This window comes from Gluconacetobacter asukensis, assembly GCF_014174375.1.
GTDB classification, from domain to species: domain Bacteria; phylum Pseudomonadota; class Alphaproteobacteria; order Acetobacterales; family Acetobacteraceae; genus Gluconacetobacter; species Gluconacetobacter asukensis.
Genome location: NZ_JABEQE010000026.1, coordinates 1 through 13,383 on the forward strand (window position 1 = coordinate 1; position 13,383 = coordinate 13,383).

Genomic DNA, 13,383 nt, shown 5'->3' on the forward strand with positions numbered 1-13,383 from the left:
ACAGACATGACGTCATCCAGCGCTTTCGACGAAGACAGGCACAACCCGTCAGAAAGCGAAGCTCACAAGCTCAAGACCTCAGAAAATATTAACTTCGCGCCTATGGGGCAGAGCCCTGGCCTGACGGAGCCTACATCTTCGCGGGCAGAACCGGCACATTGTCGATCAGCCGGACGCCGGCCAGCCACGCGGCGGCCAGCAGGCGCGCCGGCTGGCCGTCGAAGCGCGCCAACGGCGCCAGATCGGCTTCGCGCCGCAATTCCAGATACTCCACATCGCTGAACCCGGCCGCCAGCAGGCGGTCGCGCGTTGTCGCCATGACCATGTCCATGGACTGGCCATCGGCGATCGCGCGGGCCGCGTCTGCCAGCGCCCGTGGCAGGGCGCGGGCGTGGTCGCGGTCGCCGGGACCGGTCAGGCGACGGTTGCGCGACGACATCGCCAGCCCGTCGGCCTCGCGCACGGTCGGGCAGGTTTCCACCCGGATCGGGATGTCCAGATCGGCGGCCATCCGGCGGACGACATGTACCTGCTGGAAATCCTTCTCGCCAAAGAAGGACGCGTCGGCCTGGCTTTGCAGGAACAATTTGCACACCACGGTCGCCACCCCGTCGAAATGGCCGGGGCGATGGGCACCGCAGAGACCGTCCGACACGCCGCACACCGACACGGTGGTGGCGAAGCCGGACGGATACATCTCGGCCACCGTCGGCGCATAGAGCACATGCGCGCCGGCTTCCGCCAGCAGGCGCGCATCGGCTTCCATGACGCGCGGATAGGTTTCGAGGTCCGCCGGGTTATCGAACTGGGTCGGGTTGACGAAGATCGAGACGATCACCCGATCGGTGGCGCGCAGGGCCGCGCGCACCAGGCTGAGATGCCCCTCATGCAGCGCGCCCATCGTCGGCACCAGCCCGACCGTCAGCCCGTCCCTCTTCCAGTCGCGCACGGCCTGCCGCAGATCGGCGACGGCATGGAGCGTCCGCATGTCGGTGGTAAGCGTTTCCAGCATCTGTCCTGCCGCCCGTGGATGGTTGCGCCCGGTTATATCGGCCCGTTTCCCCGGCAAGGAAAGGGCGGCGGCATCTCTTCCGCGTGAGCCGGAATGTCTGCTATGAACGCCTGCGGCCTGGTGTCCCGCATGCGAAATTCATGCATGAATTTCCGAGACCGGCAGGCGACCAGGATATTCTTTTTATCCAGTCTCCGCCGGGCGGATACTGGGCAGGAGGCCCCCTTTGTTCCAGACGATGCGGTTTATTGGCCTGGCGGCCCTCGTTCTCTCGGTTGCCGCGTGTGGGGGTGGCAAGCAGAAGCGTCCCCCGACCCAGAAGGAAATCTGGCAGAGCCAAGGCTTCGAAGCCGGGCTGAAGACGTCCGGCACGCATTGACGCGGCGTCAGGGCGTCTCGTCGACCGGCTCGGCGGGCAAATCTTCCCATTCCTCGGCGGGGACCAGATCGACGCCCACCTTCAGCTTGTCATTGCCTCCGCCCAGGATCAGCCCGTGTACCGGGCTGATATCGGCGTAATCGCGCCCCCAGCCCAGAACGACATGCTCGTCACGCATCACGATGCCATTGGTGGGGTCCAGGCCGATCCAGCCATGGGCCGGGCCCAGCCATGCCCCGACCCAGGCGTGGGACTGGTCTGACCCCAGCCGCCGCGCCTGCCCCGGCGGCGGGCGGGTGCGGATATAGCCGGACATGTAGCGCGCCGGCACGCCGATCCAGCGCAAGGCGCTGATCATGAGATGCGTGAAATCCTGGCACACACCCTCGCGCCGGGCCAGGGTCTGCTCGATCGGGGTGGAGAGCGTGGTGACGCCGGCGCGAAAGCGGAAATCGGTGTAGATCCGCATGTTCAGGTCCAGCAGCGCCGCCAGGACCGACCGGCCGGGGGTGAAGGACAGGGCGGCATAATCGCCCGCCGCCGCGTTGGCCGCGCACATCGGGCTGTCGAACAGGAATTCCGCCACCTGCCATGCCGGCGCGCCGCCCGCGCGCGCCAGGGCGGCCACATCCTCCCATGACAGGGTGGCATCCTCGGGCGGCGGCGGGGCGAACGCGACCTCGACCTCCGATTCCGCCAGCACATCGAAGCTGTCATGGGGGGCTTCGTGATACAGCCAGGCGATCAGGTTGCCGAAATAATCGACGCCATCCACGCGCCGCACCGGGGGCGGCGTGACCTCCAGCCGCGTCCAGTGCACCGCCTGCCCCGGCAGGGCACGCGGCGTGACATGCACGATATGGGCCGCCAGGTCGACCGGGCTGCCATAGACGTAACGGGTCAGGTGGCGCACGCGATAGATCATGATTCGTCCGTTGCCTCGTCCCGATCGACGGCACGCAGGCCGCCGACCGCGCGCGGAGAGGTCAGCACGACGAAATAACGCCGTGCGATCTGCTGCCCCAGGTCGCGCAGCCCGGCATGGATGGCCAGCAGTCGCTCCGGCAGCGCCGCCGCCGCGACATCCTGCTGCGGTGCCGACAGCACATCATTCACCACCCCGCGCAGGCGTTCCATGACCTGGCCCGCCGCGCCGGCCAGGCCCGTTCCGTCGCCGGGCTCCAGATCGGCCAGCGCGTCGGCGACCATCGCCATCTGGCTGGCCACGCCGCGCGGATTGCCGCCATCCAGCAGCAGCAGGTCCAGCACCGGCGCCGGCTGGAACACCGCGAAATAGCGCGACCGATAGGTGATGGCGCAGTCGCTGAGTTCCAGCATCAGCCGCAATGCCCCTTCCATCCGGCCGCGCTGGGCGACATCCTTCTGGCGCAGGATCAGCGCCATCGCGGTCAGGATCGCGCTGGCGCGTTCGACCCGGCGGCCCAGTTCCAGGAACTGGCGGCCGCCGCTGCGCACCATGTTTTCCGCCGTCAGGCCGGAAATGGTCGCGCCATAGCGCAGCAGGCCATCGGTGACGCGGCCCACCCGTTCCAGCGTGCGCCCGGCATCGCCCGTCACCCGCGCCTCGCGCAACTGGCTGCGCAGTGCGTCGGTGCCCTGGACGATGGTCTCGAACGTCTCGACCGTCATCCGGTCGCGCAAGCCCGCCGATACCCGGGCGATTTCGGACAGCAGGCGCTGGGGCATGCCGGTGTCGAGCGTGACGGCGGCCAGGGCCCGCACCTGGGTGGCAAAGCCCGCGCCGGCCATGCTTTCGTCCTGCAGCAGGCCGATATGGACCGCCAGGCGCAGCACGGTTTCCAGCTCCGCCCGCTCGCGGGGGGAGCCGTCGATCCGCCCGACCCGGCGCGTCAGCACGCGCAGGACGCGACCGGCATCTTCCAACTGCTCCAGATAGCGGCCCAGCCAGTAGAAATCGTCGGCCGCCCGGCTGGGCAGGTCGCCCTGCCCGCGACGGATGGCCAGGACCGACATGGGGGGGGCCGCGATGCCGACCAGGTTCCGGCTGTCCTCGACGGTGACCCAGACATCCTTGGTGATGCTGTGCCCGCCGCGTGCGCGATCCATCGGGCCGCCGGGCGGCAGGTCGGAATCGGGCAGCAGGCGCGCCATGCCGCCGGGCATGACCTGCCAGGCGCCGCCATCGAACAGCGCGAACAGGCGCAGGACGATGCCACCGGGTTCGATCCCGGCAGACCCGATCGACGGCATGACCGACGGGGCCAATGCCTCGACCGCCACGAACCGCTCCGGAGTGCGGCGCAGGGCCGCCAGCATGCTGTCCTTCGCCCGATCGAGGCGGCAGGAGGCGCCACGGGTGCTGGCGCTGTCACGCAGCCACCAGCGGCTCCGGTCTTCGGACAGCAGGGCATCGACACCGTATTGCGCCGGCCAGAGGGCCGGAACGTCGGGCAGTTTCAGATCTTCGCCGATCAGCCGGCGGGCCAGGGCGGGCATGAAAGCGGCCAGGCCCGGGGCCTCGACAAGGCCGGATGCGGGGTGGTTTACCAGATGGACCGCGCCGCCGCGCGCGGCATCCAGCAGGCCGGCGATGCCGGGCGTGCCGCCGCCTTCCAGTTCCAGCGGATCGACCGTCCATCCGTCCTGGCGCAGCAGCAGCACATCCACCGGGCGAAGGCCGCGCACCGTCTTGAGCCACAGCGCGCCGTCGCGCACCGCCAGGTCGCCGGCCTCGGCCAGCACGCAGCCCAGTTCCCGCGCCAGGATTACATGCTCGGCCCACAGCGTGCCGCGCGGACCCGGCGTCAGCAGCGCCAGGCCGGGGTTACGGTCCGGCAGGCCGGCCAGGCGATGCAGGCTGTCCTGCCAGGCGTCGAAGAAGGGCGACAGGGGCTGGACTTCGCGCCCCGCGAACAGTTCGGGCAGCGTTCGGGTCATCTGCCGCCGGTTTTCCAGCGCCTGGCCGATACCGTTGGCGCGCGCCACCCGGTCGGCGGCCACGTGCCATGCGCCATCCGGACCGCGAATCAGGTCCACGGCATAGAAATTGAGGAACGCCCCCGAAACCGGGCCGCCCATGCGCAGGAAGTTCGGCGCCGGGTAGACCAGCGCCGGCGGCAGCACGCCATCCGCCAGCAGGGTGCGCGGCCCGTAGAGGTCGCGCAATGTGGCCTCCAACACCTGGGCGCGCTGCACCACCCCTTCCGACAGGCGGGCGAATTCCTGCGCCGTCAGCAGCAGCGGGACCGGATCGCACCCTGCGGCGGCGCCTTCGACGGGGCCAGCCTGGTCGTGCAGGGCGCGCGCCATCTGCCTGCCGCGTTCGAGCAGTTCACGATGGCCGAGATCGCTGATCGCGCCGAGCAGGCGCCGCCAATGAGGCCGGACGCCGCCATGACCGTCAACCATCTCGTCAACAGGGATGGGCGCCATGTCCATGATGCATGGTTGTATGGGCGAAGCGGCGCCAACAGTAAACGGTCTTGCGAAGGTTCGCCCCGAACGGCCCCGTCAGCCCGGCGCGGCGCCGTGGATCAGATCATGGACATAGGCCAGCTTTTCCAGCGCCGGGGGCGCCAGGACGAACGGGTAGAAATCGATCTGGCCCATCGAGCGGTTCAGGCTGTTGATCGCATAGGTCAGCGGCAGCCACGCGTCGGCGATCCGCTGGAACGGGCCGGGGGCATAGGGGTTGAACGCGACCTCGGTCTGCAGGGCCGGATCGTCGGACACATGGATATCGACCGACAGGCCATAGGCCCGCGCGGTTTCCAGCGTGGAGACGATGTGGAGGTAGTGCGCCCAGGTCTCGGCGAAATCCTCCCACGGGTGCGTGGTCGCGTAATCGCTGACGAAATTGTCCTGCCAGTTCGGGGGCGCCCCGACCTGATAATGGTGCTGCAACGCCGCCTGGTAGTCGGCGCGCTCATCCCCGAACAGGGCACGGAAATCGTCCAGATGCCCGCCGTCGCGCACCAGCACGTTCCAGTAGTAATGACCGACCTCGTGCCGGAAATGGCCCAGCAGGGTGCGATACAGCTCCCCCATCTCGATCCGCATCGCCTCGCGCTGGGCATCGTTGGCCTCGCGCAGCGCGATGGTGATCAGCCCATCCTGATGGCCGGTCAGCACCTTTCCACCATCGGGCGGATCGCCCAGGAAATCGAAGGCCAGCCCGCCCATAGGGTCTTCCAGCCGGCCCACGATCGGCAAATTCAGGCGCAGCAGGGTATAGACCAGCCGGTGCTTTGCCGTTTCCAGCTTCCGCCACTGGTCCAGATGCTCCTGCTCCGTCAGGTCCGGGATGGTCCGGTTCAGGCGGCAGGCCAGACAGAAGACGTCGCCGCCGGCCGGCACCAGCCAGTTGCAGGCGTTCCGCCCGGCATTGGCGCAGAACCGGTAGGCCGAGCCGGTCGCGGCATTCGACAACGGGTGCCATGTGCTGTCCGCGCCCACCACCGGTTCCAGCGCGCTGAGGTCATTTTCCTCGGGCAGGTAGCCCAGGCTATGACCGCACCGCTCGCAGGCCGTGTTCTCGAAGAACAGGACCTGATTGCAGGACTGGCAGGCGAACAGCTTCATGATGCGGGCTCTTGGAATATTTCAGATGCCTGCACAACGCATTGATTGGGGCGGTCGTTCCGTTTGTCGGGGCGCCGCCCCGACACCCCGGCAGGGGGCTTGCCTCCTGCACCTCCCGGGGTTTGGGTTATGATCCATATGTATGTTCGCTATGGGGAGGGGTAAGCGGCCTGACAGCTTTGGAGTGTAATTCTTTAAAGAGGAGACATTAAATCCAGCCCCATAGGGTTTGCGTTACCCATGTTTTTAGACAGGATCGCGGTATCAGTGCATCCGATGGCACGTTCTCGGTGACGGAGGTTCAGGTTGAGCTACGTACTTTATTACTCACCGGGAGCTGCCAGTATGGCAGTCCACTGGACCTTGATTGAGATAGGTGCCCCGTTTGAAGCGCGCTTAGTCGATCTAGACGTTGGTTCCAACCGAGATCCTGAGTATTTGCGCCTTAATCCCGATGGGCGAGTACCGACCTTAATCGTCGATGGCCATCCTATTCGGGAATCAACCGCTCTTCTAATGCTACTCGCGGAACGCCATCCGGCTGCTGGCCTCGCACCGGCGCTAGGTACGCCAGAGAGAGCGAAGTGGTTTGAATTGATGATCTATCTCGCCAACACGCTACTGCCAGCGATGCGAGACCTTTTTTATGCGACTAAGGACGGAAACCCGGAAGGAGCGGATGCCGTGAAGGCATTGGCGACACGCAGGATCGAAGGCGCATGGTCTAAACTCGATCTGTCTTTGCTTGGTGAAGAAGCGTATCTCGTTGGAAAGCAGCGCACGACTGCCGACTTCTTGGCAATCATGTTAATGCGTTGGTCGCGCAACATGGAAAGCCCTGCGACAAACTGGCCTAATATTCAACGATATATCGCACGAAATAGTACTCTCCCTTCCTTCATTGAATTGAACAAAAGAGAAAATCTTACCGCTTGGCCTTGAGACGAAGTCCGCTTGTAGCTTCTCGTATCGAGCCGTAGCCGTCTCACAAGGGTCGGTACCTGACTTGCCGAGGTGTGGAATGGCCGCCAAAATGCTCCTGTTTGCTCACTCAAGCGGCGGAATAGCACCATGGGGATTCGCGTTGGCATTGTCGGAATTAGCGGCTTCGGCGGCGGCGAGGCCCTGCGCCTGATTGCGAGCCACCCGTCGTTTGATCTGGTCTATGCTGCTGGCGAGGGCAGCGCGGGCAGCCGCCTTGTGGACCGTTTCCCCGGTGTGCCGACCAAGCTGGCAGAACTGGTTATTCAGAAGTGGAACCCCGCTACCCTGCCGCAGATCGATGTGCTGTTCGCCTCCCTCCCCACGGGCACATCGGCTGAAGCGCTTTCGCTTGTCCCCAAGGACGTGAAGATCGTCGATATTGGCGGCGATCACCGCTACGTCGATGGTTGGACCTATGGTCTAGCCGATGTTTGGCCGCAGCAGATCGCGGGCCAAGTGCGTGTTGCAAACCCCGGTTGCTTCCCGGCCGCGACGCTCAACGCGCTGGCCCCGCTGCTTGCCGACAAACTGATCGAGCCGAGCAATATCGTAATCGATGTTAAGACAGGCATCTCCGGCGCAGGCAGAGGTGGCGCAAACAGCCAGTTTAGCTATGCCGAAACCAATGAGAACTTGCAGCCTTACGGCCTCCTAAAACACGTCCACATGCCTGAAATCGCGAAAACCATTGAAAAACTGAGTGGAGGAAGCGCGGCAGGATTGGTCTTTACGCCACATTTGGTGCCGATGACCCGTGGCGTGCTGGCCACCATCTATTGTCGTGGCAAAGCGACAACGGACCAGTGCCTTGATGCGGCTCGGCGCTTTTATGCCGAACGGCCATTCATTCGTGTGACGGATAAGCCGCCTCAGACCAAATGGACCACCGGCTCGAACCTTGCCTTCATCAGCTATGCAGCCGATCCGGAGCGGAGCTTGGTTATCGCGATGAGCGTCATTGATAATCTTGGAAAGGGAGCGGCCGGTCAGGCGGTCCAAAATGCGAATTTGATTTGTGGCCTGCCGGAAACTGCGGGGCTGGATGGCGCTCCTATTTGGCCTTGAGGTCTCACAATCAGGCCGCTGCGGAATGTCCGGTTAGTGGCGGCTTCACCGGACCTGTGAATGGCTTAGAAGGGTCGAAAGCCGACATGCCTACAAACAGTGTAATCGCCTGACGAATGGGGTGAAGGGGACGACTGTCCCCTTCCGGGTGCAGGGCAGCGCCCTGCGTCACCCAAACCGCCGCAGATCCAGCGTCCGCGGCTGTTCTAGCGACCGCCGCACAACCGGCGTCGGCATGGCCCCCACCGTATGGCCGAACGGGAAGAAGCGGATGCGGCGACGGGCTTCGGCTTCGTTCGCGTTGACTGGGCGGGTTTCGTAGTTGCGGCCGCCGGGGTGGGCGACGTGGTAGGTCAGGCCGCCGATGCTGCGGCCGGTCCAGATGTCGTAGACGTCGAACACCAGCGGGGATTGCACGCCCACGGTGGGGTGAAGGGCGCTGGGCGGGTTCCAGGCCTTGAAGCGCACGCCGCCGACATATTCGCCCTGGCGTTCGGTGCGGGTCAGCGGCACGCCGACGCCGTTGCAGGCGAGGATATAGCGCTCGTCCACCCAGCCGGTGACGCGGGCCTGGACGCGCTCGGCGGAGCTGTCGACATAGCGCACGGTGCCGCCCGCTGCCGGGTCTTCGGCCAGGGTGTGCCATGGTTCCAGCGCGTTGCGCAGTTCCAGCGTCATGCCCAGCAGGGGCACGGTGCCCACTTCGGGGAAGCGGAACGCCATGTGCGGGGCGAACCAGTCGGCGTCCAGCGGCGCGCCCAGGGCGCGCAGTTCGGCGATGGCGTCATTGAAATCCTGGCTGACATAATGGGGCAGCATGAAATCGTCATGCAGGCGCGTGCCCCAGCGCACGAGGCGCCGTTCGTAGGGCTTGTTCCAGAAGGCGGCGACGGCCGCGCGCATCAGCAGCATCTGGGCCGCAGCCATCTGGTGATGGGGCGGCATTTCGAAGGCGCGATATTCCACCAGGCCCAGTCGGCCAGTGGAGGTTTCCGGCGCGTAGAGCTTGTCGATGCAGAATTCGGTGCGATGCGTATTGCCGGTGATGTCGGCCAGCAGGTTGCGGAACAGCCGGTCGGTCAGCCAGGGCGGGGTCGGCTGATCGGGGCGGACCTGGGCGAAGGCGATTTCCAGTTCCGCCACGCTGTCGTCGCGGGCCTCGTCCACGCGGGGGTGCTGCGAGGACGGGCCGATGAACAGGCCGCTGAACAGGTAGGACAGCGACGGATGGTTGTGCCAGAACCCGACCAGCGATTTCAGCAGGTCCGGCCGGCGCAGGAACGGGCTGTCGGCGGTGCGGGCGGCGCCCATCACCACATGGTTGCCGCCGCCGGTGCCGACATGGCGGCCGTCGACCATGAATTTCTCGGCGATCAGCCCGGTCGCGCGGGCCTCGTCATAAAGCTGTTCGCTGCGGCCGACATGTTCGTCCCAGCTTGCGGCGGGGTGGATGTTGACCTCGATCACGCCGGGGTCGGGGGTGATCGAGAAATTCAGCAGGCGCGGGTCGCGCGGCGGCTGATAGCCTTCCAGCACCACCTTGCGGCCGAAGGCGCGGGCCGTGTCCTCGACCGCCGCGCATAGGTCCAGCCAGTCCTCGGCCGCGTAGAGCGGGGGCAGGAAGACATGCAGGAGGCCACCGCGTGCCTCGACCGCCAGGGCGGTACGCACGAGTTCGGGCTCTTCGCGCCCGACTTCCACCAGATGAGTGGCGATGGCGCGATCCAGCGGGATGCGCCCGGTGCCGCCACCCGGATAGGGCGGCAGGGCCGGCAGGTCCGAGAGGGCGGGCTGCTCGCCAGGCTCGGCCGCGCCGGGGTGGCGGGGCACGCCCTGTTCCGACCAGCCGGGGGCGGTGCCGCCGGCCGAAGGGCCGGTGCGGCGGGCCAGGGCGGGATGGGGCGGCAGCGGCGGCACGGGCGCGAACGGATCGCGCTCCATGTCATGGTCGATATTGTCTTCGCTGGCCCAGAGCAGGCTTTGCAGCGGCAGGCGGAAGCCGACCGGTGCGTCACCGGGGACGAGGAACATCAGGTCGCCCCGGAAGAACCAGCGCCCGGACTGCCAGCGGCGCACGCCGTCGCGCACCACGACGCGCAGCGGCAGCACGCTGCCGACCGGCACGTTCAGCCCGTGGCCGTAGACGCGGGCCAGGCGCTCGCGCTCCAGCGGGTCGCGCAGCTTGGCGTCCTCGACGATCACGTTGGCGGGGAGCCGATGCTCGCGCCACAGATAATAATGAATGTCTTCATAGGCCGGATTGACCAGGCCGGGATCGACCTGCAACCGCTCGGCCAGCGCGCGGCAGAAGGCGGCGGCGTCCTGTTCGGTCGCCGTGTCGCTGTCATCGTCCGACGCCAGGAGCGACGGGTCGGTCCAGACGGGCTCGCCATCCCGGCGCCAGTGGCATAGCAGCGCCCAGCGCGGCAATTGCTCGCCGGGGTAATGCTTGCCCAGCACATGCTGGATCGCCGCCCCTTTCGACCAGAGCGGCAGCAGGCGCCGCAGCAGCCGCCCGGCATAGGCGCGCTTGGTCGGGCCCAGCGCGTCGATGTTCCATTCAGGGGCGTCCATGTCGTCGGCGGCGATAAAGGTCGGCTCGCCGCCCATGGTCAGGCCGACATCGCCTTCTTCCAGCGTCGCATCGACCGCGCGTCCGGCCGCGAGGATCGCCTGCCATTGCGCATCGTTGTACGGACGGGTGGTGCGGGGCGTTTCCAGCACCCGCGTTACCGACATGGCGAAATCGAATTCGGTCTCGCACTTGCCGATTAGGCCGGAAATCGGCGCGGCGGAGGCGGGCTCGGGCGTTGCGGCCAGGGGGATGTGCCCCTCGCCCGTCAGCAGGCCGGAGGTCGCGTCCAGCCCGACCCATCCGGCGCCGGGCAGATAGACTTCGGCCCAGGCATGCAGGTCGGTGAAATCCTCGGTCGGGCCTTCGGGGCCGGTCAGGGGCTTCTGGTCCGCCACGAGCTGGATCAGGTAGCCCGAGACGAAGCGCGCGGCGAAGCCCAGATTGCGCAGCAGCTGGACCAGCAGCCACGCGCTGTCGCGGCACGAGCCCTGACCTTTCTCCAGCGTTTCCTCGGGCGTCCAGACGCCGGGCTCCAGCCGCACCACATAGGCGATGCGCTGCTGGACCCGCTGGTTCAGCGCCACCAGCATGTCCACCGTGCGCTGCCGGCTCGGGTCGACGCCCGCCAGCAGCTCGGCCAGCAGCGGTCCCGGTTCCTCGCACACGCGGTAGGGCGCCAGTTCGCCGGCCAGCACGGGGTCGTAGGCGAAGGGCCAGTGTTCGGCCTCGGGCTCAAGGAAAAAGTCGAACGGGTTGATCGTGGCCATGTCGGCCACCAGATCAACGGCGACCTCGAAATGGGTCACGCGTTCGGGGAACACGACCCGGGCCTGATAATTGCCCGACGGGTCCTGCATCCAGTTGATGAAATGGGGTTTGGGCTCGATCCGCAGGGCGTAGGACACGATCGGCGTGCGGGCGTGGGGAGCCGGGCGAAGCCGGATGGTCTGTGGACCGAGCGAGACCGGACGGTCGTATTGATAGCGGGTACGATGCGTCAGTGCGACATGCAGGGTCATGCGTCGACCTTGAACCAGAGTGATATTCCGCACTGGGAACGGTAGCCCAGCATGGTCTGCCGCGAACAGGGGGGAAAGCGGAAATTCACACCGCCCCACCCCCGAATAATAGCAATACGGAGATCACACCGATTGGGCCTTGGCGGCGGCGCAAATTCTTGCTTGGCTGTAACGGAACACGGACCAGCAGGTGGGGTGGACATGAATCCTTCGCGCCTGATCTCCTGCCAGGCACGGGAGAAAACGGGACAATGAGCGACTTTGGGAGCGACTTCGGAAGCGATCCGGGGCAGCACGACGCGCAACAGGGACCGGGCCTGTTCGTGTCCTACGATACGCCTGATTTCTATTGCGAATTGATGAACCGGCGGGACGCGGCGCCCGAGAGCCTGACCCTGATTCGCGAGAGGCTGGCGCATTTCGGGCTGACGGAACTGCGCCAGAGGGCCCGCGTTGCCGAGGCGGACCTGTATAATCTGGGCATTACCTTTACCGTCTATACCGATCGCGACGCGATCGACCGCATCCTGCCCGTCGATCTGATTCCGCGCGTGCTGACCGCCGCCGAATGGGACCATGTCGAGCGCGGGGTGCAGCAGCGCGTCGCCGCGATCAATCATTTCCTGTGGGATATCTATCACGAGCGCCGCATCCTGAAGGACGGCATCGTTCCCGCCGGGCTGGTGCTGGGCAATTCCAATTACCGGCCCGAGATGGAGGGGCTGGACGTTCCCGGAGGGGTCTACGTCCACATCAACGGCACCGACCTGGTCCGGGACGGCGCCGGGAACTTCCTGGTTCTGGAAGACAATGCGCGCACGCCCTCCGGCGTGTCCTATGTCATCGAGAACCGGCACATGATGCTGCGCAGCATGCCGGATCTGGCCGCGGGCCTGGACCTGATGCCGGTGGACGAATACGGGCCGCGTCTGCGCCGCGCGCTGACCGAAACGGCGCCCGGCGGCATCCGCGACGCGGAGGTCGTGCTGCTGTCGCCCGGCATCTACAACTCCGCCTATTTCGAGCATGTCTTCCTGGCGCGGGAGATGGGCGTGCCGCTGGTCGAGGGCCGCGACCTGATGGTCGAGAACGGGCGCGTATTCATGCGCACCGTGGCGGGACCGCGCCCGGTCCATTCGATCTATCGCCGCCTGAATGACGATTTTCTCGACCCGCAGGTCTTCAACCCCGACAGCATGCTGGGCGTGCCCGGCCTGGTGGACGCCTATCGCCGTGGCAACGTGACGATCGCGAACGCGATCGGCACCGGCGTTGCGGACGACAAGGCCGTCTATGCCTACATGCCGCGCATCATCCGCTATTATCTGGGTGAGGAGCCGATCCTCTCGAACGTCGAGACCCATATCTGCGGCGAGCCCGAGGGGCTGGCCTATACGCTGGCGAACCTGGACAGGCTGGTGGTCAAGCCGGTCGGCGAATCCGGCGGCTATGGGCTGATCATCGGCCCCCACGCGACCCAGGCCGAGCTGGAGACATTCCGCGCCAGCCTGCTGGCCGATCCGGCCAATTATATCAGCCAGCCGGTCATCGACCTGTCGGTCTGCCCCACCTTGTGCGAGGCCGGGGTCGAGGCGCGGCATGTCGATCTGCGGCCCTTCGCGGTCACCGGCGAGTCGACTTGGGTGCTGCCCGGCGGGCTGTCGCGCGTGGCGCTGCGCAAGGGATCGCTGGTGGTCAATTCCTCGCAGGGCGGCGGGTCGAAGGATACATGGGTGCTGGCATCATGAACCCTCTCATGATCGATATTCCGCCGGGCGGCATCGCC

General features: G+C 66.2%; 9 protein-coding genes. 4 read left to right on the forward strand and 5 right to left on the reverse strand.

Annotated features, from left to right (window positions below; genetic code table 11):
* Window positions 1-130: 130 nt before the first annotated feature.
* On the reverse strand, window positions 131-1,012 hold the full coding sequence (panC, locus tag HLH35_RS18320) for a pantoate--beta-alanine ligase (protein ID WP_246385215.1): 882 nt from the start codon (window positions 1,010-1,012) through the stop codon (window positions 131-133).
* Between the two features lie 226 nt (window positions 1,013-1,238).
* Between panC and HLH35_RS18325 the strand changes: the two genes are divergently transcribed.
* Complete coding sequence (locus tag HLH35_RS18325) at window positions 1,239-1,391, forward strand: hypothetical protein (protein ID WP_182980519.1); 153 nt, start codon at window positions 1,239-1,241, stop codon at window positions 1,389-1,391.
* Between the two features lie 7 nt (window positions 1,392-1,398).
* Here HLH35_RS18325 and HLH35_RS18330 read toward each other — a convergent pair whose 3' ends face one another.
* The 3 genes from HLH35_RS18330 to HLH35_RS18340 all read right to left on the reverse strand — a co-directional run bounded on the left by HLH35_RS18330 (window position 1,399) and on the right by HLH35_RS18340 (window position 5,954).
* On the reverse strand, window positions 1,399-2,316 hold the full coding sequence (locus tag HLH35_RS18330; protein WP_182980520.1) for a transglutaminase family protein: 918 nt from the start codon (window positions 2,314-2,316) through the stop codon (window positions 1,399-1,401).
* Window positions 2,313-4,805, reverse strand: coding sequence for a circularly permuted type 2 ATP-grasp protein (locus HLH35_RS18335; RefSeq protein WP_246385216.1), 2,493 nt, complete (start codon window positions 4,803-4,805; stop codon window positions 2,313-2,315). The genes HLH35_RS18330 and HLH35_RS18335 overlap by 4 nt, the downstream gene beginning before the upstream one ends.
* 78 nt (window positions 4,806-4,883) lie before the next feature.
* Complete coding sequence (locus tag HLH35_RS18340) at window positions 4,884-5,954, reverse strand: zinc-binding metallopeptidase family protein (RefSeq protein WP_182980522.1); 1,071 nt, start codon at window positions 5,952-5,954, stop codon at window positions 4,884-4,886.
* 306 nt (window positions 5,955-6,260) lie between these two features.
* Between HLH35_RS18340 and HLH35_RS18345 the strand changes: the two genes are divergently transcribed.
* Both HLH35_RS18345 and argC read left to right on the forward strand, forming a co-directional pair.
* Window positions 6,261-6,896 carry a glutathione S-transferase family protein gene (locus HLH35_RS18345; RefSeq protein WP_182980523.1) on the forward strand — a complete coding sequence of 212 codons (636 nt, stop codon included), beginning with the start codon at window positions 6,261-6,263 and terminating at the stop codon, window positions 6,894-6,896.
* A 129-nt stretch (window positions 6,897-7,025) separates the two neighbouring features.
* Entirely contained in the window at window positions 7,026-8,003 is a 978-nt protein-coding gene (argC, locus tag HLH35_RS18350) for an N-acetyl-gamma-glutamyl-phosphate reductase (protein ID WP_182980524.1), read from the forward strand.
* 168 nt (window positions 8,004-8,171) lie between these two features.
* Here the strand turns inward: argC and HLH35_RS18355 are convergent, their stop codons facing one another.
* A complete protein-coding gene (locus HLH35_RS18355; RefSeq protein WP_182980525.1) occupies window positions 8,172-11,597 on the reverse strand; it encodes a transglutaminase family protein in 3,426 nt (1,141 codons plus the stop codon).
* Between the two features lie 251 nt (window positions 11,598-11,848).
* On the opposite strand from HLH35_RS18355, the gene HLH35_RS18360 reads away from it, so the two are divergent.
* Window positions 11,849-13,345, forward strand: coding sequence for a circularly permuted type 2 ATP-grasp protein (locus HLH35_RS18360; protein ID WP_246385217.1), 1,497 nt, complete (start codon window positions 11,849-11,851; stop codon window positions 13,343-13,345).
* The last annotated feature ends 38 nt before the right edge of the window (window positions 13,346-13,383 follow it).

Coding starts and splice junctions, on each gene's coding strand:
- argC (WP_182980524.1), top strand. CDS start 7,026: ATGGGGATTCGCGTTGGCATTGTCGGAATTAGCGGCTTCGGCGGCGGC.
- HLH35_RS18360 (WP_246385217.1), top strand. CDS start 11,849: ATGAGCGACTTTGGGAGCGACTTCGGAAGCGATCCGGGGCAGCACGAC.
- HLH35_RS18340 (WP_182980522.1), bottom strand. CDS start 5,954: ATGAAGCTGTTCGCCTGCCAGTCCTGCAATCAGGTCCTGTTCTTCGAG.
- HLH35_RS18330 (WP_182980520.1), bottom strand. CDS start 2,316: ATGATCTATCGCGTGCGCCACCTGACCCGTTACGTCTATGGCAGCCCG.
- HLH35_RS18355 (WP_182980525.1), bottom strand. CDS start 11,597: ATGACCCTGCATGTCGCACTGACGCATCGTACCCGCTATCAATACGAC.
- HLH35_RS18335 (WP_246385216.1), bottom strand. CDS start 4,805: ATGGCGCCCATCCCTGTTGACGAGATGGTTGACGGTCATGGCGGCGTC.
- panC (WP_246385215.1), bottom strand. CDS start 1,012: ATGCTGGAAACGCTTACCACCGACATGCGGACGCTCCATGCCGTCGCC.